This is a genomic window from Streptomyces sp. NPDC058864 (assembly GCF_042742985.1).
Lineage (GTDB): Bacteria > Actinomycetota > Actinomycetes > Streptomycetales > Streptomycetaceae > Actinacidiphila.
Window position 1 is genome coordinate 1 of sequence record NZ_JBHYMQ010000050.1, and the last position, 22,386, is coordinate 22,386.

General features: G+C 72.0%; 19 protein-coding genes and 1 rRNA gene. 11 read left to right on the top strand and 9 right to left on the bottom strand.

Features of this window, described 5'->3' with window-relative positions; all coding sequences use genetic code 11:
• Window positions 1-93, top strand: a 5S ribosomal RNA gene (rrf, locus tag ACFW3D_RS29575); the annotation flags it as partial.
• 182 nt (window positions 94-275) lie between these two features.
• Here the strand turns inward: rrf and ACFW3D_RS29580 are convergent.
• From ACFW3D_RS29580 to ACFW3D_RS29600, 5 genes are read right to left on the bottom strand one after another with little or no spacing between them, the layout of a single operon-like run.
• A complete protein-coding gene (locus ACFW3D_RS29580) occupies window positions 276-1,586 on the bottom strand; it encodes a DUF58 domain-containing protein (protein WP_500509070.1) in 1,311 nt (436 codons plus the stop codon).
• An 18-nt stretch (window positions 1,587-1,604) separates the two neighbouring features.
• On the bottom strand, window positions 1,605-2,573 hold the full coding sequence (locus ACFW3D_RS29585; RefSeq protein WP_500509073.1) for an AAA family ATPase: 969 nt from the start codon (window positions 2,571-2,573) through the stop codon (window positions 1,605-1,607).
• Window positions 2,570-3,796 carry a DUF4350 domain-containing protein gene (locus ACFW3D_RS29590; protein WP_500509076.1) on the bottom strand — a complete coding sequence of 409 codons (1,227 nt, stop codon included), beginning with the start codon at window positions 3,794-3,796 and terminating at the stop codon, window positions 2,570-2,572. The genes ACFW3D_RS29585 and ACFW3D_RS29590 overlap by 4 nt, the downstream gene beginning before the upstream one ends.
• Window positions 3,793-4,452 carry a DUF4129 domain-containing protein gene (locus ACFW3D_RS29595; protein WP_500509079.1) on the bottom strand — a complete coding sequence of 220 codons (660 nt, stop codon included), beginning with the start codon at window positions 4,450-4,452 and terminating at the stop codon, window positions 3,793-3,795. Before ACFW3D_RS29595 ends, ACFW3D_RS29590 begins: the two co-directional genes overlap by 4 nt.
• 5 nt (window positions 4,453-4,457) lie before the next feature.
• Complete coding sequence (locus ACFW3D_RS29600) at window positions 4,458-5,711, bottom strand: proline-rich domain-containing protein (protein WP_500509082.1); 1,254 nt, start codon at window positions 5,709-5,711, stop codon at window positions 4,458-4,460.
• Window positions 5,712-5,854: 143 nt separating this feature from the next.
• Here ACFW3D_RS29600 and mtnA point away from each other — a divergent pair, with 143 nt between their 5' ends.
• The 7 genes from mtnA to ACFW3D_RS29635 all read left to right on the top strand — a co-directional run bounded on the left by mtnA (window position 5,855) and on the right by ACFW3D_RS29635 (window position 14,667).
• Window positions 5,855-6,991, top strand: a complete 1,137-nt coding sequence (gene mtnA / locus ACFW3D_RS29605; protein ID WP_500509084.1) for an S-methyl-5-thioribose-1-phosphate isomerase — start codon at window positions 5,855-5,857, stop codon at window positions 6,989-6,991.
• Window positions 6,988-7,677 (top strand): two-component system response regulator MtrA, encoded by a 690-nt coding sequence (mtrA, locus tag ACFW3D_RS29610; protein ID WP_078620260.1) that lies wholly within the window; start codon window positions 6,988-6,990, stop codon window positions 7,675-7,677. Before mtnA ends, mtrA begins: the two co-directional genes overlap by 4 nt.
• 28 nt (window positions 7,678-7,705) lie before the next feature.
• A complete protein-coding gene (gene mtrB, locus ACFW3D_RS29615; RefSeq protein WP_500509086.1) occupies window positions 7,706-9,667 on the top strand; it encodes an MtrAB system histidine kinase MtrB in 1,962 nt (653 codons plus the stop codon).
• Window positions 9,667-11,487 carry an LpqB family beta-propeller domain-containing protein gene (locus ACFW3D_RS29620; protein ID WP_500509088.1) on the top strand — a complete coding sequence of 607 codons (1,821 nt, stop codon included), beginning with the start codon at window positions 9,667-9,669 and terminating at the stop codon, window positions 11,485-11,487. Before mtrB ends, ACFW3D_RS29620 begins: the two co-directional genes overlap by 1 nt.
• Before the next feature lie 215 nt (window positions 11,488-11,702).
• On the top strand, window positions 11,703-12,473 hold the full coding sequence (locus ACFW3D_RS29625) for a ComF family protein (RefSeq protein ID WP_500509090.1): 771 nt from the start codon (window positions 11,703-11,705) through the stop codon (window positions 12,471-12,473).
• Between the two features lie 516 nt (window positions 12,474-12,989).
• The gene (gene hpf / locus ACFW3D_RS29630; protein ID WP_500509092.1) at window positions 12,990-13,673 is read left to right on the top strand and encodes a ribosome hibernation-promoting factor, HPF/YfiA family; all 684 of its coding nucleotides are present in this window, start codon (window positions 12,990-12,992) and stop codon (window positions 13,671-13,673) included.
• Window positions 13,674-13,914: 241 nt separating this feature from the next.
• On the top strand, window positions 13,915-14,667 hold the full coding sequence (locus ACFW3D_RS29635) for a response regulator (RefSeq protein ID WP_500509095.1): 753 nt from the start codon (window positions 13,915-13,917) through the stop codon (window positions 14,665-14,667).
• A 15-nt stretch (window positions 14,668-14,682) separates the two neighbouring features.
• Here the strand turns inward: ACFW3D_RS29635 and ACFW3D_RS29640 are convergent, their stop codons facing one another.
• Window positions 14,683-15,852: a winged helix-turn-helix domain-containing protein gene (locus tag ACFW3D_RS29640; RefSeq protein WP_500509097.1), complete on the bottom strand. Its 1,170-nt coding sequence runs from the start codon at window positions 15,850-15,852 to the stop codon at window positions 14,683-14,685.
• Between the two features lie 110 nt (window positions 15,853-15,962).
• Window positions 15,963-16,553 carry a GNAT family N-acetyltransferase gene (locus ACFW3D_RS29645; RefSeq protein ID WP_500509099.1) on the bottom strand — a complete coding sequence of 197 codons (591 nt, stop codon included), beginning with the start codon at window positions 16,551-16,553 and terminating at the stop codon, window positions 15,963-15,965.
• Window positions 16,554-16,760: 207 nt separating this feature from the next.
• On the opposite strand from ACFW3D_RS29645, the gene secA reads away from it, so the two are divergent.
• The gene (gene secA, locus ACFW3D_RS29650) at window positions 16,761-19,553 is read left to right on the top strand and encodes a preprotein translocase subunit SecA (protein WP_500509101.1); all 2,793 of its coding nucleotides are present in this window, start codon (window positions 16,761-16,763) and stop codon (window positions 19,551-19,553) included.
• A 75-nt stretch (window positions 19,554-19,628) separates the two neighbouring features.
• On the opposite strand, the gene ACFW3D_RS29655 is transcribed toward secA, so the two are convergent.
• Entirely contained in the window at window positions 19,629-20,123 is a 495-nt protein-coding gene (locus tag ACFW3D_RS29655; protein ID WP_500509103.1) for an Rv3235 family protein, read from the bottom strand.
• 138 nt (window positions 20,124-20,261) lie between these two features.
• Here ACFW3D_RS29655 and ACFW3D_RS29660 point away from each other — a divergent pair, with 138 nt between their 5' ends.
• Window positions 20,262-20,768, top strand: coding sequence for a DUF6912 family protein (locus tag ACFW3D_RS29660; protein ID WP_500509105.1), 507 nt, complete (start codon window positions 20,262-20,264; stop codon window positions 20,766-20,768).
• Window positions 20,769-20,849: 81 nt separating this feature from the next.
• A complete protein-coding gene (locus ACFW3D_RS29665; protein WP_500509107.1) occupies window positions 20,850-21,506 on the top strand; it encodes an HAD family hydrolase in 657 nt (218 codons plus the stop codon).
• Window positions 21,507-21,577: 71 nt separating this feature from the next.
• On the opposite strand, the gene ACFW3D_RS29670 is transcribed toward ACFW3D_RS29665, so the two are convergent.
• Complete coding sequence (locus tag ACFW3D_RS29670; protein ID WP_326575653.1) at window positions 21,578-22,144, bottom strand: DJ-1/PfpI family protein; 567 nt, start codon at window positions 22,142-22,144, stop codon at window positions 21,578-21,580.
• Between the last annotated feature and the right edge of the window lie 242 nt (window positions 22,145-22,386).

Below are 22,386 nucleotides of genomic sequence, written 5' to 3' on the forward strand. Positions count from 1 at the left end.
ACGCCCGGTTACATTCCGAACCCGGAAGCTAAGCCTTTCAGCGCCGATGGTACTGCAGGGGGGACCCTGTGGGAGAGTAGGACGCCGCCGAACAATTTTTAGCCTCAGTCCCCGAGTTTCGACTCGGGGACTGAGGCATTTTTGCGTTGTCCACCAGAACATTGTCCCGCACTGCCCTGCACTGCCCCGCGCTTGAGGGCAGCGCAGGGCAGTGCCGGCGGGTTGTCCTCCGCCGCCCTGCCCGCCCTGCCTTCAGGGCCCTCTGCCGCCGTCCTCTACAGCCGGCCGGCGGCCTTGAGGGCGAGGTAGGCGTCCGCGAGTGCGGGAGCGATGTCGGCGGGCGGGGCGTCGACGACGGTGATGTTGTGCCGGGAGAGGCGCTGGGCGACACGGCGGCGTTCAGCGCGTGCCTGCTCGGCTGCCGCGGCCGCGTACACGGCGTCGACGCTGTTGCGACCCTGGGCCATTTCTTCGATGCGGGGGTCCGCCACGGCGGCGATGAGGACCTCGTGGCGGTGGGTGAGCTGGGGGAGGACGGGCAGCAGGCCTTCTTCCATCGGTGCGGCGTCGAGCCCGGTGAGGAGGACGACGAGCGAGCGCTGTGTGGCGCGTTGGAGGACCGTTGCGACCAGACCGCGGGCGTCGGATTCGACGAGTTCGGCCTCGAGCGGGGCCATGGCGTTCACCAGGGCGGGGAGCATGTCGCGGGCGGCCCGGCCCTGGACGGAGGCGCGTACCCGGCGGTCGTGGGCCAGGAGGTCGACGCGGTCGCCGGCACGGCCCGCGAGGACGGCCAGCAGCAGGGCGGCATCCATGGCGGCGTCGAGGCGTGGGGCGTCTCCGACGCGGCCGGCGGCCGTGCGCCCGGTGTCGAGGACGATGAGGATGTGGCGGTCGCGTTCGGGGCGCCAGGTGCGGACGGCGACGGTGGCCCGGCGCGCGGTGGCCCGCCAGTCGATGGAGCGGGTGTCGTCTCCCGGGATGTACTCGCGGAGCGAGTCGAATTCGGTGCCCTGGCCCCGGATGAGCACGGATGTGCGTCCGTCGAGCTCGCGGAGGCGGGCCAGACGCGACGGCAGGTGCTTGCGGCTGTTGAAGGGCGGCAGGACCCGGACCGTCCAGGGGAGGTGGTGGGAGCCCTGCCGCGCGGCCAGGCCGAGGGGGCCGTAGGAGCGGACGGTGACGCGTTCGGCGTGCCGGTCACCGCGGCGGGTGGGGTGCAGGGTCGTGGTGACGCGGCGGCGCTCGGCGGGCGGGACGGCCAGCCGGTGACGCGATGCGGCGACCTCGGTCCCCGGGTACCAGCTGCTGGGCGGCCAGGCGTCGCGTAGGTGGGCACGCAGCGGGCGCCGGCTCGGATTCGTCACGGTGAGGACTACCTCCGCCGTGTCCCCGAGTCGAACGGATGTCTCACCGGATCGAGTGAAATGGAGCTTTCGTACTGGCGCGGCGAGTGCGAGGTCGCACAGAATTCCGAACAGGAGGATGCCTTCGACGAGCAGGATGCCGTTCCAGCCGGGGAGCAGCAGACCAACGGCGAGGGCGCCGAGGGCGGCCAGCAGGGCGGTACGTCCGGTGAGTGCCATGGTCGGTCGTCGCCCGTCTCAGCGCGGTACGGGGACGCGGGCGAGGACCGAGGTGATGACCGAGTCGGGTGTGGTGCCTTCCATCTCGGCTTCGGGGCGCAGCTGGATGCGGTGCCGGAGCGTGGGGAGGGCGAGGGCCTTGACGTCGTCGGGGATGACGTAGTCACGGCCGGTGAGCCAGGCCCATGCGCGGGCGGTGGCGAGCAGGGCGGTGGCTCCCCGGGGGGAGACGCCGAGGGTCAGAGAGGGGGATTCACGGGTGGCTCGGCAGATATCGACGATGTAGGCGGTGATGTCGGCGGAGACCTGCGTCTTGGCGACGGCGGCCCGGGCGGCGTCGAGGTCGGCGGGTCCGGCGACCGGTCGCAGACCGGCGGAGTTCAGGTCCCGGGGGTTGAAGCCGTCGGCGTGGCGGGTGAGGACGTCGATCTCGGTTTCGCGCGAGGGCAGCGGCAGGATCAGCTTCAGGAGGAAGCGGTCCAGCTGGGCCTCGGGGAGCGGATAGGTGCCCTCGTACTCGACGGGGTTCTGGGTCGCCGCGACGAGGAAGGGCTCGGGCAGCGGTCGCGGGATGCCGTCGACGGACACCTGGCGTTCTTCCATGGCCTCCAGGAGGGATGCCTGGGTCTTGGGCGGGGTGCGGTTGATCTCGTCGGCGAGCAGCAGGTTGGTGAAGACGGGTCCCGCCTGGAAGGAGAACTCGGCGGTGCGGGCGTCGTAGACGAGGGAGCCGGTGATGTCGCCGGGCATCAGGTCGGGGGTGAACTGGACGCGCTTGGTCTCCAGCTGGAGGGAGGCGGCCAGTGCGCGCACGAGAAGGGTCTTGGCGACTCCGGGGACGCCTTCTAGGAGGACGTGGCCCCGGCAGAGCAGGGCCACCACCAGGCCGGTGACGGCCGGGTCCTGGCCGACGACGGCCTTGGCGATTTCGGTGCGCAGGGCCTCCAGGGAGGCACGGGCGCTGTCGGCGGTCGGGGCGGCGCTCACGGGGTTGCTTTCCTCTCGTTGAGAAGGACGCGGCGTTCCAGTGCGTCGAGGTCGTCGGCCAGACGCAGCAGGGCCGCGTCGTCGGGGGGAGGCGGACCGTGCAGGAGGCCGCGCGGGTCGGTGGCGGGGTCGTCGAGCCGGGCGGCCAGTGCGGTGGGCAGGACGTCCGGGTCGTGGGCCTGGGACGGGGGGACGCCGACCAGCGGGGCCAGCCGGTCGCGTGCGGCGGTGCGCAGCACCTCCGCGGCGCGGCCGCGGGCCCGGCCGTGGCGGTAGAGACGGGCACGTCCCTCGGTCGCCTCCGCGGCACGGACCGTGGCGGGCAGCCGCTCGGCTACGACGGGGCCGAGCCGGCGGGCTCGCCAGAGAGCAGCGAGGGCGGCGGCGATGAACAGCTGAAGGACGGCCCAGTTCCAGCCGTCGGGGATGAGGTCGAGGAAGCTTTCCTGGCCGCCGTCGAAGGCGGAGGCGTCGCCGAGTGAGGGGAGGTACCAGACGAGCTTCGGGTGGGCGCCGAGGATCTGCAGGGCGAGAGAGGCGTTGCCCTGCTGGGCGAGGTTCTCGTTCTGCAGGAGCGTGTGGGTGCCCACGACGACGGTGTCGCCGCCGTCGGCCGCGGGGAGGCGCAGCAGGGTGAACCGCCCCGGGGCGTCGGGGTAGCAGCGGTCGGCGTCCGGTGCGGACGTCGTGTAGCTGCCGCCTCCCGTCTCGGCCGAGCCGGCGGAGCGGGCGGCGGACAGGCGGCACTCGGGTTCGAGGACGCGGACGGGGGCCGGGCCCGTGTAGTGGACGCCCGGGGCTAGCCGTCCGATGGAGGGTTCGCCGGGGGCGAGGAGGACGACGCGGCCGCCGGAGCGTTCCATCGCGTCGTGCACCGCGTCCTGCTGACGTTTCGTCAACAAGTCGGGCACGGTGACGAGGACGGTGGTGCCGGGCCCGGCGGCGGCGACGGCATCGCCGGTCGTGGTGACGACCGTGGTGGTCACGCCTTGGTCGTGGAGGAGTTGAGCGACGGCCCGGCTGCCGGACGGGTCGGGAGAACGGGGGTCGAGTGCGTCATGGTTCTCACCGGAACGCGCGGCTGCGTAGAGGAGGCCGAAGATGATCAAGATGAGGAACGCCGCGATCAGGGTGCGCGAGCGGGTCCACAGCTGGCCTGCGGTCGGGGAGACCGAAGTTGTGTCCGGCGCGGGCGCCTGCGCCGGGGACAGGGTGTCGGTCACGGGCGGGAACCTCCGGCGGCGGCCGCGCCGCTCTCGACCAACCGGGGCTTTGTGCGCTGCACTTCGGCGTCGAGTTCACGCAGGGCGGCGTAGGCGTCCGATGTGCCGGGGCGGTCCCCGTAGGTGACGTCGTCGAAGGTACGGGCGGCGTCCGCGAGCCGGGTGGCGAGTTCGGGGAGGGAACGGCCCGCCTCGGCGGCGGCCTCGTCCGCGGTCCGGCCGGGGCGGGGGTCGAGCAGGGCCCGTTCCTCCAGGGAGCGCACGATCGCGCGCATCCGCTCCTGTACGGCTTCGCTCCACCGGCCGTGGCGCGCGTGTTCCTCGGCGGCGGCCCGGTGCTCGGTGGCCGTCCGCGGGACGTCGGCGAACAGCCCCATGCCTGATTTCGGTTGGGCGCGCATCTTGCCGAGCCGCAGCCGCAGGGCGACGACCAGCAGCACGATCACGACGACGATCGTCACCAGGCCGGCGCCGCCTCCGGGGGTGATCCCGGAGGCGGCGTCCATCAGGTGGTCGATCTTCTCCCAGAGCCAGTTCAGGGCACGTTCGATCAGACTCGGGTCGTCGCGGTGGTAGATCCCCTTGGACAGTTCGTTCTCGGCGGCCTCGCGGGCGGGGCCGCGGGGAATGGTGACCGGTACGTCCTCCCCCGACACCGGAATCAGCCCCCGGTGGCTGAGCTGTTGCCGGGTGCGGCGCCCCCACCCAGGGCGTCGGTGTAGCCGGGGATGCCCGCGGCCCGGGCGAGCTCGATGTCCAGGGCCTCGCGGCGGATCCGCTGATCCATGTACAGCAGGGCGGTAACGCCGGCCTGGATGGGGAAGGTGATGGTGGATCCGATAACGGCGCCGATCCCGATGACGATCAGATACGTCCAGCCGAGACCCGCCTGGTCGCCCGAGGCGAAGGCCGACAGGCCGTCGCTGCCGGCGAACATCCCCATCACCACGAAGGGAACCTGGATGATCGACGAGACGATGTAGACGAGGATCATGGTGAGCAACTGGATGCCCAGAATGCGCCACCACGAGCCCCGGACCAGCTTGGCCGACCGGGCCATGGACTTCAGGACACCCTGCTTCTCCAGCATGAGAGCGGGAGAGGAGAGACTGAAGCGGATCATCAGCCAGACGACCACACCGAGGGCGACCGCCCCGCCGATGAACGCCAGGCCGACACCGGCCGCGGTGGCACCACCGACCGCGACGAGGATGCCGGGGGTGATGCCGACGGCGAAGATCCCGCCGCCGATCAGACCGAGCAGCAGCGTCAGCCCGAACAGACGCAGCAGCTGGGGACGGGCGTCGGACCAGGCCTCGCCCAGCGTCACCCGGTGGCCGAGCACGGCCCGGCTGATGACCATGGTGAGCATCGCCGTGGCGATCCCCACCCCCACCAGGGTGACGACCACGGCGAGCCCCCCGGCGGCGAGCGTGCCGCCGACGGCGCTCATGACCTCGTTGAACGAGAGGTTGGTACGCCCCTCCAGGGAGTTGATCGTCTCGCTGTCGTCGAGCATGAACCCCTGGAGCAGCAGCATCGCGCCCTGGGTCAGCAGCGAGACCGCGAAGGAGATGGTGAGCACGGTGCGCCAGTGCGCGCGCATCGTGGAGACCGCGCCGTCGAGGATCTCGCCGATGCCCAGCGGCCGCAGCGGAATGACACCGGGCTTGGGCGACGCCGGGGCACCCCAGTGCGGCTGCTGCCAGCCCGAGGGCGCCGGGCTGCCCCAGGCCGGGCCGGTCGGCGGTGGCGGGGCACCCCAGCCGCCGGTGGCCTGCCACTGGCCGGCGGGCGGCTGCTGCGGGGACCAGTTCTGCGGCGCAGCGTCCTGCGGCGCGCCGGGGCCGTCGGTGCGGCCCGGTTCGCCGGAGGGTGAGGATCCGGGCGAGGCCCAGCCCGGAGAGTCGTTCATCGTCGCTCCTTCGTTACTGCGCTACCTACCCGTCCAACGGCGGGACGGTGGCCATCGTGCCATGGGTGCAGCGGGCGTGTACCTGCGGATGCGGAGTGCCGCAACCGTTCAAAACGTGCTGCCGTACACGGCAGACTGAGCAGATGGGTGATCAGCACGTGGTAACTCTGGCCAACGATTCCAAGGGCAATCCCGACGAGCCCCTGCCGGCACTGCGCTGGGAGGAGCCGCCGGAGGGCCCCGTCCTCGTCCTCCTCGACCAGACCCGGCTGCCCGCCGAGGAAGTGGAGCTGGTCTGCACAGACGTCCCCGCCCTGGTCGAGGCCATCCGCGGCCTCGCCGTGCGCGGTGCCCCCCTGCTCGGCATAGCGGGCGCCTACGGCGTCGCACTCGCCGCCGTCCGCGGCTACGACGTGGACGACGCCGCCCAATCCCTCGCCCACGCCCGGCCCACCGCCGTCAACCTCGCCTACGGCGTACGGCGGGCCCTCGCCGCCTACCGGGCCGCCCTCACCGGCAGCGCCGGAGGCGACCCCGAGCGCGCCGCCGCGGCGGCACTGGCCGAGGCCCGCAGCCTCCACGCCGAGGACAAGGAGGCAAGCGCCGCCATGGCCCGCCACGGCCTCCAGCTGCTCGCCGAACTCCTCCCCGGCGGCGGCTACCAGATCCTCACCCACTGCAACACCGGCGCCCTCGTCTCCGGCGGCGAAGGCACCGCGTTCGCCGTCGCCCTCGCCGCCCACCGCCAGGGCCAGCTGCGCCGCCTGTGGGTCGACGAGACCCGCCCCCTGCTCCAGGGCGCCCGCCTCACCGCCTACGAGGCCGCCCGCTCCGGCATGGCGTACACCCTGCTCACCGACAACGCCGCAGGCTCACTCTTCGCCGCCGGCAGCGTCCACGCCGTCCTCATCGGCGCCGACCGCATCGCCGCGGACGGCTCCGTCGCCAACAAGGTCGGCAGCTACCCACTCGCCGTGCTCGCCCGGTACCACAACGTGCCCTTCATCGTCGTCGCCCCCACCACCACCGTCGACCAGGGCACCGCCGACGGCTCGTCCATCGAGATCGAACAGCGCCCCGGGCACGAAGTGACCGAATCGGCCGGAAACCCTGTGGCACCGCTCGGCACCCAGGCGTACAACCCTGCGTTCGACATCACACCCGCGGCTCTGATAACGGCAATAGTCACCGAAAACGGCGTGGTTTCGCCGGTCACACCCGATGCCCTCGCAGCTTTGTGCCCGTCTCGTGCTCCAGGTCACGATCAGGTAATGGGATGATGGTCGCTATGAAGGGACGCGTCCTGGTCGTCGACGACGACACCGCACTGGCAGAGATGCTCGGCATCGTGCTGCGCGGAGAAGGTTTTGAGCCGTCGTTCGTGGCCGACGGTGACAAGGCCCTCGCCGCTTTCCGAGAGACCAAGCCCGATCTGGTCCTCCTCGACCTCATGCTCCCCGGACGGGACGGCATCGACGTATGCCGCCAGATCCGGGCCGAGTCCGGGGTACCCATCGTCATGCTCACCGCGAAGAGCGACACCGTCGACGTCGTCGTGGGCCTCGAGTCCGGCGCCGACGACTACGTCATCAAGCCGTTCAAGCCCAAGGAGCTCGTCGCCCGCGTGCGGGCCCGGCTGCGCAGGGCCGAGGAGCCCACCCCCGAGCAGCTGACCATCGGCGACCTCGTCATCGACGTGGCCGGCCACTCCGTCAAGCGGGACGGCCAGCCCATCGCGCTGACCCCCCTCGAGTTCGACCTGCTGGTCGCGCTCGCCCGCAAGCCCTGGCAGGTCTTCACCCGCGAGGTGCTCCTCGAGCAGGTCTGGGGCTACCGGCACGCCGCCGACACCCGCCTGGTCAACGTGCACGTCCAGCGCCTGCGCTCCAAGGTCGAGCGGGACCCCGAGCGCCCCGAGATCGTGGTGACCGTCCGCGGCGTCGGCTACAAGGCCGGGCCAGGCTGACGTGGCCACCGCGTACGAGCGTGAGCGGATGGAGAGCCGGCACGCGGACCCCCTGACGGGTCTGCTGCCGGTGCTCCGCTCCTTCGTGCGCTGGGCCCGGCGGCCGGTGCAGCCCGCCGTACGGCTCTGGCGCCGCAACATCCAGCTGCGCGTGGTCGCCACCACCCTGCTGATGTCCCTCGGCGTCGTCCTGCTCCTCGGCGTCGTCGTCATCGGGCAGGTCAAGAACGGACTGCTCGACGCCAAGCGGCAGACCGCCCAGAGCCAGGCCGTCGGCGGCTTCGCCGTCGCCAAGGAGAACGCCCGCAACGTCACCGGCAACAGCGACTCCGGCGCCGGTACCGACGGGCACAGCCAGAACGACACCGCCACCTGGCTCAACAACCTCGTCGAAGGGCTCGCCAGCAGCGGCCAGGGCGTCTACTCCGTCGTCGCCCTCAGCTCCGACGTGCAGGAGCAGCCCTACAGCTACGGGGTCGACAGCCCCGGCACCCACGCACCCCGCGGCTCCGGCGGCGTCCGGCCCGAGGAGAGCGTGCCCACCGACCTGCGCAAGGCGCTCGACGAGGAATCCGACGTCTTCGAGCGCTACACCTCGATGAAGAGCGACAGCGTCCCCGACGGCGAGCCCGCCCTCATCGTCGGCCAGCGCCTGACCGACCCCAACGGCAAGCCCTTCCAGCTGTACTACCTCTTCCCGTTCGACCAGGAGGAGAAGACCCTCGGCCTGGTCAAGGGAACCCTGGCCACCGCCGGGATCTTCGTCGTCGTCCTGCTGGGCGCCATCGCCTGGCTCGTCGTGCGGCAGGTCGTCACACCCGTCCGCATGGCCGCCCGGATCTCCGAGCGGCTCGCCGCCGGACACCTCCAGGAACGCATGAAGGTCACCGGCGAGGACGACATCGCACGGCTCGGCGAATCCTTCAACAAGATGGCCCACACCCTCCAGGTCAAGATCCAGCAGCTGGAGGACCTGTCGCGGATGCAGCGCCGCTTCGTCTCGGACGTCTCCCACGAGCTGCGCACCCCGCTGACCACCGTCCGCATGGCCGCCGACGTCATCCACGAGGCCCGTGAGGACTTCGACCCCGCCACGTCCCGCTCCGCCGAACTGCTGCAGAACCAGCTCGACCGCTTCGAGTCGATGCTCTCCGACCTCCTGGAGATCAGCCGGTTCGACGCGGGCGCCGCCGCCCTGGAAGCCGAGCCCGTCGACCTGCGCGACGTCGTACGGCGCGTCGTCGACGGCGCCGAGCCGATCGCCGAACGCAAGGGCAGCCGCATCGTCGTCCACGGCGACGAGCAGCCCGTCACCGTCGAGGCCGACGCCCGCCGCGTCGAACGCGTCCTGCGCAACCTCGTCGTCAACGCCGTCGAACACGGCGAGGGCCACGACGTCCACGTCCGCATGGCCTCCGCCGGAGGCGCCGTCGCCGTCGCCGTACGCGACTACGGCGTCGGCCTCAAGCCCGGCGAGGCCACCCGCGTCTTCAACCGCTTCTGGCGCGCCGACCCCGCCCGCGCCCGCACCACCGGCGGCACCGGCCTCGGACTGTCCATCGCCCTGGAGGACGCCCGCCTCCACGGCGGCTGGCTCCAGGCCTGGGGCGAACCCGGCGGCGGCTCCCAGTTCCGGCTGACCCTGCCCCGTACCGGCGCCGACAGCCTGCGCGGATCACCCATCGCCCTCGAACCCGAGGACTCCCGCCGCAACCGCGACCTCGCCACCGCGCTCTCCCACCGCGGCATGCCCGCGGGCGCCACCGCACTCGACGCCGCCCCGCCCCACGCCCCCGCGCACCACGGATTCCCGGCGCCGCGCTTCGCCGCGCCCGCCATCCCCTCCATGCAGTTCACCCCACCGCGGCCCCCCGCCGCCGACCCCGCGGCCCTGCCCGGCAGCGGCGCACGGGTCGTCGGGCACAGCGCGGGCAGCGGCACGGTCACCCATCCCGCGACAGCGGACGAAGCGCGGGAGGACGACGACTGATGCGCGCGAAGGGGGGCGGCCTGCCCAGGCCGGCCGTTGCGGGCGTGCTCCTGAGCGGACTCGTGCTGCTCACCGGCTGCGCCTCCATGCCCAGCAGCGGCGAAGTGCACAAGGTCGGCGGTGAGAAGCACGCCGACACCGACCCGCAGGTCCGGGTCTTCGGCGTCAAACCGCAGGGCGGCGAGACCCCCCGCGACATCGTCTTCGGCTTCCTCGAGGCCACCACCAGCGACGAGGCCGACTACGCCACCGCCAAGCTCTACATGACCAAGGACCAGGGCAGGCGCTGGAAACCCGAATCCGGGATCACCGTCCTCGCCGGCGGACCCAGTCTGAGCCCGGAACCGGTCGCGGCGGCCGACGGCAAGGACGGCGACAGCACCCAGATCACCGTCACCGGCGCCAAGGTGGCCAGGGTCGACGACCGGCACGCCTACCGCGCCGAGGACGGCACCTTCAGCAGCGGCATACGCCTCACCAAGGAGGACGGCGAATGGCGCATCGCCGGTGTCGCCGACGGACTGGTGCTGAGCGAGGCCGACTTCCAGCGCTTCTACCGCTCCGTCGACACCTTCTACTTCGCCGCGCCGGGGAGCCCCAAGGACGCGGCCGCCGGCCGCGACGCCCTCGTCGCCGACCCGATCTACCTGCGCAAGCGCATCAACGCGCTGAGCAACGCCGTCAACGCCCTGCTCGCCGGGCCCACCGACTGGCTGAAGCCCGTCGTCAGGTCGGAGTTCCCCCCGGGCATCAAGGCCGAGGCGGTCGAGCTCGACGATTCGCAGCGCGTGACGGTGAAGCTCAAGGGGCTGCCCGCGCGCGCCGACGCGGACTGCGAACGGATGGCCGCCCAGCTCATCCAGACCATCCAGGGCATGTCGTCCACGCCCGTGCCCTCCGTCGAACTCCAAGGCCCCTCCGGCCGCATCCTGTGCACGCTGCGGCGCGACGACGCCCGCGACTACGCGCCGGACAAGCTCGTCGGGGACAGCGACGACCAGTACTTCATCGACGCGGAGCACCACCTCGTCAGCCTCACCGCGGACGGCACCCAGCCCGTGGCGGTCGCGGGCCCCCTCGGCACCGGGACGTTCAAGGTGGGATCCGCGGCCGTACGGCGCGACGAGCAGTACGCCGCCGCCCTCAGCGAGGACGCGGCGAACCTCTACGTGACCGAGCTGGACGGCGACGCGCAACTCGGCCCCAGCGTCCTGCGCAGCCGGGCCGCCGACCCGAAGAAGAGGCTCACGACCCCCAGCTGGGACGGCTACGGCGACCTCTGGATCGCCGACCGCGACCCCGCCAAGCCGCAGCTGCTGATGCTGCCCGACGGCGCCGGCCAACCCGTGCCCGTGGACGTGCCGGACCTCGGCGACGGACGCATCGAGTCGCTGCGGGTCGCGGCCGACGGCGTGCGCATCGCCCTGCTCGTCCGCGACGGCGACCACAACACGCTGCAGCTCGGGCGGATCGAGCGCACGGCCACCGCCGCAGGCCAGAAGATCACGGTGGCGGAGCTGCGCAGCGTCGCGCCGCAGCTCGAGGACGTCATCGCGGCGTCCTGGGCCGGGTTCAGCAGGCTGGTCGTCGTGGGACGCGAGGCCGGGGGAGTGCCGCAGATCCAGTACGTGGACGCGGACGGCTCGGGCACGTCCTCGTCGAGCCTGCCGGGCATCAGCGGCGTGGTGTCGGTGGCGGCTTCGGAGCGCCAGGACGCACCGTTGCTCGCGGAGCTGGACGGCGGCGTCTTCCGGCTGGCGCCCGACTCCAACTGGAAGGAAGTCGCGCCCAAGGCCGGCTCGCCGGTCTACCCGGGCTGACCGACTGCTCCTTTTCGGGCTTCTCCGCGGGGCGCCCGTGCGCAGTGGGCAGTGCGGGGTGTGGGGCCGTCTTGTGGGGCGCGGCGGAAGTTTTCCACAGGCTGGGGACGGGGCTGGTGGTCATCGCCCCCTCCCGGCATCGTTGAGTCATGCGGGGAGCACGGGGACGGCGGGGCCTGCGAGGCGGCCGCGTGGTGCGGTCATGGTGGCGGGAGATGGCGGGACTGCTGCTGCCGGCCGAGTGCGCGGGATGCGGGGCGCCGCGAACGGCGCTGTGCGAGGAGTGCGGCGCGGCGCTGCACGAGCCGGGAGCGCGGGAGGTCTGGCCGGACGCGCCGCCCGCCGGACTGCCCGCCGTGTGGGCGGCCACCGTCTACACCGACCAGCCGCGCGCGGTGCTGCTGGCGCACAAGGAGCGCGGCGCGCTGGGCCTGGCCCGACCGCTGGGCGAAGCCCTGGCGGGCGCGGTCTACGCCGCGGTGCGGGGAGGGGGTGGGGGTGGGGCCCCCGAGACGCGGCGCCGGGAAGACGGCCTCACCCTCCCCCCGGCCCTCACCCTCCCCCCGTTCCTCCTCGTCCCCGTTCCCTCCTCCCGCCGGGCAGTCGCCGCCCGCGGCCACGACGCGACCCGCCGCCTCGCCCTCGCCGCCGCCGCGGACCTGAGGCGCGACGGGCTTGCCGTCCGGGTGGCCGCGGTGCTGCGCCAGCGCCGCGCGGTGGCCGACCAGTCGGGCCTCGGCGCCCGCGACAGGCCCGCGAACCTCTCCGGTGCCCTGACCGCCGTGCGCGGCGCCGGCCGCCTCCTGGAGACCGCCCCGGTGGTGCTGGTGGACGACCTGATGACCACGGGCGCCTCGCTCGCCACCGCGGCCCGCGCCGTCGAGGACGCCGGGGGCCGGGTCCTGGCCGCGGCGGTCGTCGGCGGTCCTGCGCCGCTGCGCCGCCCCACGGCCGGCCGTGGGGTTCCTCGCCGCCGGTCACGCTAGGCACCTCGGGTGGTGACCCCGCCACGGCCGGACGGGGGACGAGGTGCCGACCCGGGCCGGACGAGCGGGACGAACCGCACGAGCCGGACGAGCCGCACGACGAGCAGGAGAGCGGCCCGCCGGACGGCCGAACAGGTGGCCGAAAAGGAAGCGGAAATCCAGAGGTCAGAGCCGTTCTCCCAGGTGGCGCAACGGGCATTTCACCCGAAGGGAGGTATAGCGCTTCTGGGGGTGCCGACCCCGGGTCCGCGGGTCTATGTTCGGTGGTGAGGGGCGGCGGCGCCCATTGTGGTCCGCCGTTCCACGGACCGCGAGACGTGGTTCACCCGAGGTTCAGTGGGTGAAGATCTGTCTCGCGGGGGAGGAGGAGGTGAGGAGTCGCGGCTTCGCCGCCCGGAAGCCTCCGAGCGCGCGGAGCGGCAACGAACGTCGACGCCGGGCGGGACCTGGTGCCCGCCGGCCTCAGCGCAAGGGATCGCCCCGTGAGACCGCGGCGATCCGGGAACGGAGTTCTGCGTGGACATCGTCGTCAAGGGCCGCAAGACCGAGGTGCCCGAGCGGTTCCGGAAGCACGTGAACGAGAAGCTGGAGAAGATCCAGAAGCTCGACGGCAAGGTGATGAGCCTCGAGGTCGAGGTGTCCAAGGAACCGAACCCCCGGCAGGCAGACCGTTCCGACCGGGTGGAGATCACGCTGCGCACCCGCGGCCCGGTGATCCGGGCCGAGGCCGCCGCCACCGACCCCTACGCGGCGCTCGACGTCGCGGCGAACAAGCTCGAGGCGCGGCTGCGCAAGGCGGCCGACAAGCGCCGGGTGCATCGCGGCGGCAGCCGTGCGCCCATGAGCGTGGCGGAGGCGACGGCCGTACTGGCCACGACCGAGTTCAACGGCACCCCGACCGGCGGGGAGACGTCCACAGGCGTGCCCACCACGAAGATCGGCGGTTGTCTCGAGGTCCAGGGTGAAGGACCCCTGGTGGTTCGCGAGAAGACGCACGCGGCAGCACCGATGACGCTCGACCAGGCCCTCTACGAGATGGAACTGATCGGGCACGACTTCTACCTGTTCATCGACTCCGACACGGAACAACCGAGTGTCGTCTACCGGCGGCACGGCTACGACTACGGCGTCATCCACCTCAAGGCGGACCCTTCCGTCGAGGATGCGCCGGCCGGCGCGGGCGGAGCGCTCCGCCGGTGAACCGGGCCCCGTCGCCACAGTAGCTCCGACCGCCCGGAAGGCGGGGCAGGAGGGACTGTGACGACAGGGTCCAGGGGTCAGGGGCGGCGCTCCCGGGCGGGGAAACGACCATCGCCTGGGAGCGTCGCCGTGCCCGGGCATGGAATCATGGCCGGGCAGTCAATGCGCGGGCCGCACCGCCCGGTTGGACTGGCACGGACAGTGTGACGACCACGGGCGCCGGCCCGAGGGGGAGGAACCGATGGCGGACAGCTTCGAGCCCGCGCCGGCCGGTGGCGCGGAGCCCGGTACGGGCGCCGCGGGGGACACGGGCGTCGGCGGTGCGCCGCGCAAGGAGCCGATCAGGGTGCTCGTGGTGGACGACCACGCGTTGTTCCGCCGGGGTCTGGAGATCGTGCTCGCGCAGGAGGAGGACATCCAGGTCGTCGGCGAGGCGGGGGACGGCGCGGAGGCGACGGAGAAGGCCGCGGACCTGCTGCCGGACATCGTGCTGATGGACGTGCGGATGCCGAAGCGGGGCGGTATCGAGGCGTGCACCTCCATCAAGGAGGTGGCTCCCAGTGCGAAGATCATCATGCTGACGATGAGCGACGAGGAGGCCGACCTCTACGAGGCCATCAAGGCCGGGGCGACCGGCTACCTCCTCAAGGAGATCTCCACGGACGAGGTGGCCACGGCGATCCGCGCGGTGGCGGACGGCCAGTCGCAGATCAGCCCGTCGATGGCGTCGAAGCTGCTCACCGAGTTCAAGTCGATGATCCAGCGCACGGACGAGCGCCGGCTGGTGCCCGCCCCCCGGCTGACGGACCGTGAGCTGGAGGTGCTGAAGCTGGTCGCCACCGGTATGAACAACCGGGACATCGCCAAGGAGCTCTTCATCAGCGAGAACACGGTGAAGAACCACGTGCGGAACATCCTGGAGAAGCTGCAGTTGCACTCGCGGATGGAAGCCGTGGTGTACGCGATGCGGGAGAAGATCCTCGAGATCCGCTGAGCCGGGGCCGTCCGGTCAGGAGGCTGCGAGGGCTTCGGTCAGGGCGGCGGCGAGCTTGCGGTCGTCGAGCCGTTCGACGCGGACCTCCTCGCAGCCGACCCACGCGGCGGCCTCGCGCAGCGCCTGTGCCATGGGTTCGACGGCGCGTGCGGAGTCCAGTGAGACCTGACGGGCGATCAGGGTGTTTGCCTCGCGGGCCGGATCGGCGCGGCCGACCAGCCGGCCGCCGGCCAGCAGGGGCATCGCGAAGTAGCCGTGTATGCGCTTGGGCTTGGGGACGTACGCCTCCAGGCGGTGGGTGAAGCCGAAGATGCGCTCGGTGCGGGGCCGGTCCCAGATCAGGGAGTCGAAGGGGGAGAGCAGGGTCGTGCGGTGCCGGCCGCCGCGGGAGGCGTCGGCCAGTGCGGTGGGGTCGGCCCAGGCGGGCTTGCCGCCCCAGCCTTCGACCTGGACGGGGACGAGCCCGGTGTCGGCGATCACCGAGTCGACCTGCTCGCCCTTGACCCGGTGGTAGTCGGCGAGGTCGGCCCGGGTGGCGACGCCCAGTGCGGCGCCGGCCTGGGCGACCAGGCGGCGCAGGCATTCGGTGTCGTCGATGTCGTCGTGGAAGAGGGCGTCGGGGACGGCCCGCTCGGCGAGGTCGTAGACGCGCTTCCAGCCGCGCCGCCGGCTGCAGACGACGTCACCGGTGTCGAGCAGCCACTCCACCGCGATCTTCGTCTCGGACCAGTCCCACCAGGGGCCGCCGTTCTTTGCGCCGCCGAGTTCGGTCGAGGTCAGCGGGCCGTCGGTCTTGAGGCGGTCCAGGACGGCGGCGGTGGAGCGGTCGGCGTCCTGCATCACGTGCCAGCGGTGGCCGCGGGCCCGCCGGGCGCGGCGCCGGAAGGCGAAGTGCGGCCATTCCTCGATGGGCAGGATGCAGGCGGCGTGCGACCAGTACTCGAAGGCGTGGTTCTCCGTCCAGTACGCGGTCTCGACCGCTTCACGGCCGACGGCGCCGAGGCGTGCGTAGGGGATGAGCTCGTGGGAGCGGGCGAGCACGGAGATGGTGTCGAGCTGCACCGCGCCCAGCCGCCGCAGGACGCCGCGGACTCCGCCGCGGCGGTCCGGGGCGCCGAGGAAGCCCTGGGCGCGCAGGGCGGTCCGGCGGGCGTCGTCGGCGGAGAGGGCCACGGGCGTCGTCATGGGCCCACCCTAGAAGGCGCCACCGACAATCCGGTCCGTGCCGGGTCGCCGGGCCCTGCGCCGCGGACCGCCCGGGGGTCCGCGGCGCGGCCGTCGCCGCGCCCGCCCGGTCATCCGCCCTGGTAGGGGAGGTAGGCCGCCCCGCCGCTCAGACCGAGGTCGGAGGGGAGCAGGGAGCCGATCCAGGCGTCCCGGCGGGTGCCCTGGTGGATGATCTTGCCGCGCATGGTGCCCTCCATTTGGAAGCCCGTCTTGAGGGCGACGGCGCGGGAGCCGGCGTTGCCGGCCTCGGCGTACCACTCCAGGCGTTCCACGCCGAGCTCCTCGAAGGCCCAGCGGGCGACGGCGCGGGCGGCCTCGGCGGTGAGGCCGCGGCCGCGCTGTTCCTTGGCGGTCCAGTAGCCGAGTTCGGCCTGCCGTTCGGCGGTGTTGAGCTGGGCCAGCCGCACCAGCCCCATGGCGCCCACCAGGCGGCCCCCGTCGCGCGTGGTGACGGCGAAGTTGTAGACGGTGTCGTGGCGCCAGCCGTCGGGGCAGGTCCTGGTGACAAACTCCTGCGCGTGCTCGTGGGTGTACGGGGAGGGCACGGGGGTCCAGCGGGGGATCTCCGGGTCCTGGCAGGCGACGCGGACGGCCTCGGCGTCGTCCGGCCCGAAGGGGCGCAGCACGAGGCGGTCGGTGGTGAGGGTTATCGGCTCCATGGACCGGAGTATTCCTGAGCGGGGGGTACGGTCTCGACCGGAAAAGACCGGATCGTGGCAGGGATCGGCGGGGAGAACCGCCCGGCTTGGCGACGGACCTCCCGGCCCGCTGGTGTCCTCGCTTACGATGGCCGTTGCAGCGGGGTGTGACCTGCTGTGCCAGCGCGCGAAACCGTGCCAGGCCCGACCGGCAAGGAGCCAGCCTACGTGTCCGTCCTCAACAAGATCCTGCGTGCAGGCGAAGGCAAGATCCTGCGCAAGCTGCACCGCATCGCGGACCAGGTCAATTCCATTGAAGAGGACTTCGTCAATCTGACGGACGCCGAGCTGCGGGCGCTCACGGACGAGTACAAGGAGCGCTACGCCGACGGCGAGAGTCTGGACGACCTGCTCCCCGAGGCGTTCGCCACCGTCCGCGAGGCCGCCAAGCGCGTCCTGGGTCAGCGGCACTACGACGTCCAGATCATGGGTGGTGCGGCGCTGCACCTCGGTTATGTCGCCGAGATGCGCACCGGCGAGGGCAAGACCCTGGTCGGCACGCTGCCGACCTATCTGAACGCGCTGTCCGGCAAGGGTGTGCACCTGATCACCACCAACGACTACCTCGCCGAGCGCGACTCGGAGTGGATGGGCCGGGTGCACCGCTTCCTGGGCCTGCAGGTGGGCTGCATCCTGGCGAACATGACCCCGGCGCAGCGCCGCGAGCAGTACGCCTGTGACATCACCTACGGCACCAACAACGAGTTCGGCTTCGACTACCTGCGCGACAACATGGCGTGGTCGAAGGACGAACTGGTGCAGCGCGGTCACAACTTCGCGGTTGTGGACGAGGTGGACTCGATCCTGATCGACGAGGCCCGTACGCCGCTGATCATCTCCGGTCCGGCGGACCAGGCCACGAAGTGGTACTCGGACTTCGCCCGGCTGGTGACCCGCCTGAAGCCGGGTGAGGCCGGCGCCATGGGCAAGGCGGAGACCGGTGACTACGACTTCGACGAGAAGAAGCGCACTGTCGCCATCCACGAGGCCGGCGTGTCCAAGGTCGAGGACTGGCTGGGCATCGACAACCTCTACGAGTCGGTGAACACCCCGCTGGTGGGCTACCTGAACAACGCCATCAAGGCCAAGGAGCTCTACAAGAAGGACAAGGACTACGTCGTCATGGACGGCGAAGTCATGATCGTCGATGAGCACACCGGCCGTATCCTGGCCGGCCGCCGCTACAACGAGGGCATGCACCAGGCGATCGAGGCGAAGGAGGGGGTGGACATCAAGGACGAGAACCAGACGCTCGCCACGATCACCCTCCAGAACTTCTTCCGCCTGTACTCCAAGCTCTCGGGCATGACGGGTACGGCGATGACCGAGGCCGCGGAGTTCCACCAGATCTACAAGCTCGGCGTGGTCCCGATCCCGACCAACCGCAGCGTGCAGCGCAAGGACCGGGCGGACCTGATCTACCGCACCGAGGAGGCGAAGTTCGCGGCGGTCGTCGAGGACATCGTCGAGAAGCACGAGAAGGGCCAGCCGGTCCTGGTCGGCACCACCTCGGTCGAGAAGTCCGAGTACCTGTCGCAGCAGCTGAACAAGCGCGGCGTCCCGCACGAGGTGCTGAACGCCAAGCAGCACGAGCGTGAGGCGCAGATCGTCGCGCAGGCGGGCCGCAAGGGCGCAGTGACGGTGGCCACCAACATGGCCGGCCGCGGTACGGACATCAAGCTGGGCGGCAACCCGGACGACCTGGCCGAGGCGGAGCTGCGGCAGCGCGGTCTGGACCCGGTGGAGCACGTCGAGGAGTGGGCGGCGGCCCTGCCGGCGGCGCTGGAGCGCGCCGAGGCGGCGGTCAAGGCCGAGTTCGAGGAGGTCAAGGAGCTCGGCGGCCTCTACGTGCTGGGAACCGAGCGCCACGAGTCGCGGCGCATCGACAACCAGCTGCGCGGCCGCAGCGGCCGTCAGGGCGACCCGGGTGAGTCCCGCTTCTACCTCTCCCTCGGTGACGACCTGATGCGTCTGTTCAAGGCGCAGATGGTGGAGCGCGTGATGGCGATGGCCAACGTGCCCGACGACGTGCCGATCGAGAACAAGATGGTGACCCGCGCCATCGCCTCCGCCCAGTCGCAGGTCGAGCAGCAGAACTTCGAGATCCGCAAGAACGTCCTGAAGTACGACGAGGTGCTCAACCGGCAGCGCGAGGTCATCTACGGCGAGCGGCGCCGCGTTCTGGAGGGCGAGGACCTGCACGAGCAGGTGCAGCACTTCATGGACGACACGATCGACGACTACATCGCGATCGAGACGGCCGAGGGCTTCGCCGAGGACTGGGACCTGGACCGGCTGTGGGGTGCCTTCAAGCAGCTCTACCCGGTCACGGTGACCGTGGAGGACCTGGAGGACGCCGCGGGCGACCGGGCGGGCATCACCGCGGACTTCATCGCGGAGATGGCCAAGGACGACATCCACGAGCAGTACGACGGGCGTGAGCAGCAGCTCGGCTCGGAGATCATGCGCGAGCTGGAGCGGCGCGTGGTGCTGTCGGTGCTGGACCGCAAGTGGCGTGAGCACCTGTACGAGATGGACTACCTGCAGGAGGGCATCGGCCTGCGGGCGATGGCGCAGCGCGACCCGCTGGTGGAGTACCAGCGCGAGGGCTACGACATGTTCAAGGCCATGATGGACGGCATCAAGGAGGAGTCCGTCGGCTACCTGTTCAACCTGGAGGTCCAGGTCGAGCAGCAGGTCGAGGAGGTGCCGGTGGACGCCGGTGGCCCGCAGGACGCCGCTCCGACGCTGGTCAAGCAGGACGCCCGTCCGGAGATCCGGGCCAAGGGCCTGGAGGCCCCGAAGCGGGCCGACCGGCTGCACTTCTCCGCTCCCACGGTGGACGGCGAGGGCGGCGTCGTCGAGGGCGACTTCGAGAGCGACGCGGGCGCGGAGTCGGACGGCCTGACGCGGGCGGAGCGCCGCCGTGCGGCCAAGGGCGGCCGGCGCCGCAAGAAGTAGCGATCGCGCGTACCGGGGCCGGACTCCTGACGGGGTCCGGCCCCGGCGTGTGTCCCGGTTCGCGTCCCGGCGCGGTCAGTGTGCCTCGACGGCGGCGCAGCGCCAGCCGGCGCCGCTGCCGCCGCGCCCGGGGCCCTCACGCCCGGGGACCGGGGCGGACGCCGGGGTTTCGCGGCCGGCGCGCTCCAGCCGGAAGGCGAGGGCCCGTACGACGTGCGGGGTGAGCCGGACGACGGCGCTGACCTCGACGGCCGTGCCGTCCGGGACGGGGCAGACGCGCGGCGGCCCCAGCAGCCGCGGCAGGTGGCCGCGGGAGACGTAGCGCCAGTCGGCGCGGGCACCCACCAGGTCCCAGAGCCGGTCGTACGCCTCGGGCCGCATTCGTCCGGCGAGGCTGGTGATGGGCCGCCGTCCGGTGAGGACCTCCAGCAGCCGCCCGGCGAACCAGACGTGCGGTGGCAGGGCGGTGACGTGCCGCGCGGCCGAAGGCGCGGATGCGGATGCGGACGTGGACGTGGACGTGGACGTGGACGTGGATGCGGACGTGGGCGTGGGCGAAAGGACAGGCATGGTGTGGACCCCCGTGGTCTACCGGCTGGTAACCGGGTTCTACGGGGACGGGCGCGGTTGCGGGAAGCCGGGCCCGTGATGTCCGGGAGGCGGGGCGGGATTCACCTATCAGGGGTGGTGCGCCCGTATGCTGACGCCATGCGCGTCTACATCCCCACGACCCTCCCAGGCCTGGCCGAGGCGCACAAGGCGGGTGAGCTGGGCCCCGCACCGCTGGACGCCTTCGCCGTCACCCCGAGCCTGCGCGAGTGGTACGTCTCCGACGACATCGAGGAACTGGAGTACGCCGCGCTGACCCGCGCCGCCCAGGCCTCCCTGCGGCAGCTGGCCGCCACCCCGGACGCGCCCAGGCGGCGCGTGGTGGTCGCGGTGGACGTCGCCGACGGCGCCGTGGCCTTCGACCCCGACCGCGGCCTGGACCCCTCGGCGCTGGGCGCGGTGCGGCTGGCCGCACCGGTGCCGATGGCCAGGGCGGCCGCCGTCCACGCCGACGCCGACGACGCCGAGCAGGACGTCACGGCGGCCGCCGACGCCCTCGGTGCGGCCGACGCGGGTGACGACGACGCCCGCTTCACCGTCGACGGTGCCGAGGACCACGAGCTGCTCTGGTACGCCACCCAGGAGATCCCCTCGCTGATCGCGTGAGGTGACCGCGCGAACACGCCGCGATCGGATTTGACCTGGGCACTTGCCTTGAGGACATGGGGTCTGGGTACGGTTTCGGGTGTGAACGCGCATCTCGTGTGGGACTGGAACGGCACGCTGCTCCATGACATCGACGCGGTGATCGAGGCGACCAACGCCTCCTTCGCCGAGATCGGGCTGCCGCGGATCACGCTGGAGCGTTACCGCGAGCTGTACTGCGTGCCGGTCCCGCTGTTCTACGAGCGGCTCATGGGCCGCCTGCCCACCGAGGAGGAGTGGGAGGTGATGGACGACATCTTCCATCGCCACTACTGGACCCTCGCCGGTACGTGCGGCCTCGCCGAGGGCGCGGCGGAGATCCTGGCGCGGCGCCGCTACGAGGGGCTGACGCAGTCGCTGTGCTCCCTGGCGCCCCACGATCAACTGATACCGATCCTGCGCACGCACGGCATCGAGCACCACTTCGTGCGGGTGGACGGCCGCACCGAGGGCAGCCACAGCGGCAAGTCCGAGCAGATGGCGCGGCACGTCGCCGCGATGGAGGGCATAGCGGCGGACCGCATCGTGGTGATCGGCGACGCCGTCGACGACGCGGTGGCCGCCCGGCACGTCGGGGCCCTGGCGGTGCTCTACACCGGCGGCTCGCACAGCCGGGCCAGCCTGGAGACCGCGGGGGTGCCCGTGGTCGACACCCTGGAGGAGGCCGTGGAGACCGCCGAGGCCCTCGTCGCCGCCTGAGCCCGGCGCCCCCGCTGCCGGCCGTACGCCCCCACCGCCCGGGCCCCCACCGGGGACCCGGGCGGCGGCCGTCAGGTCACCGGCGCCTTGGAGCGCAGCACCGTGAGGAACTCGCGCATCCACGCAGGGTGGTCCGGCCAGGCCCGCGAGGAGACCACCACGCCGTCGACGACGGCCTCGGAGTCCTGGAAGCTCGCACCGGCCGCCTCCATGTCCATCTCCAGCGCCGGGTAGGCGGTGACGCGGCGCCCGCTGAGCGCGCCCACGGCCGCCGTCAGCAGGGGTCCGTGGCAGATCTGCGCGACGGGCTTGTCGGCGTCGAAGAACGCCTTGAGGACCTTGCGCAGCTCCGGGTCGTTGCGCAGGTACTCCGGGGCGCGCCCGCCGGGGATGACCACGGCCGCGTACTCGCCGGGCTCGACGTCCGCGAAGGACAGGTCGGCCGGCCAGGTGTAGCCGGGCTTCTCGGTGTAGGTGTCGAAGCCCTCCTCGAAGTCGTGGACGACGAACCTGAGCTTCTTGCGGCTGGGGGCCGCGATGTGCACCTCGTACCCCTCTTCGAGGAGCCGTTGGTACGGGTACATGACTTCCAGCGATTCCGCCGCGTCGCCGGTCACGATGAGGATCTTGGTGGCCATGGCTGGGTGTCCCGCCTCTCGCCGTCTGCTGTCCGTCCGCTGGGTGCTGCTGCCCTGCCGTCCCGCGCCTCGTGCTGCCGTCCCGCGCCTCGTGCTGCCGTCCCGCGCATCGGTCGTGTGAACGTCCTGGAACATCCCCGCGACGTTCCCCTCCTCAACCTGCACCCGCCCGGCCGGACTGTCCAGTTCGTCAAAGATTGGTTCGTGGTTTTGTACACAAAGAGCCCCTGACAGCCCCCCCG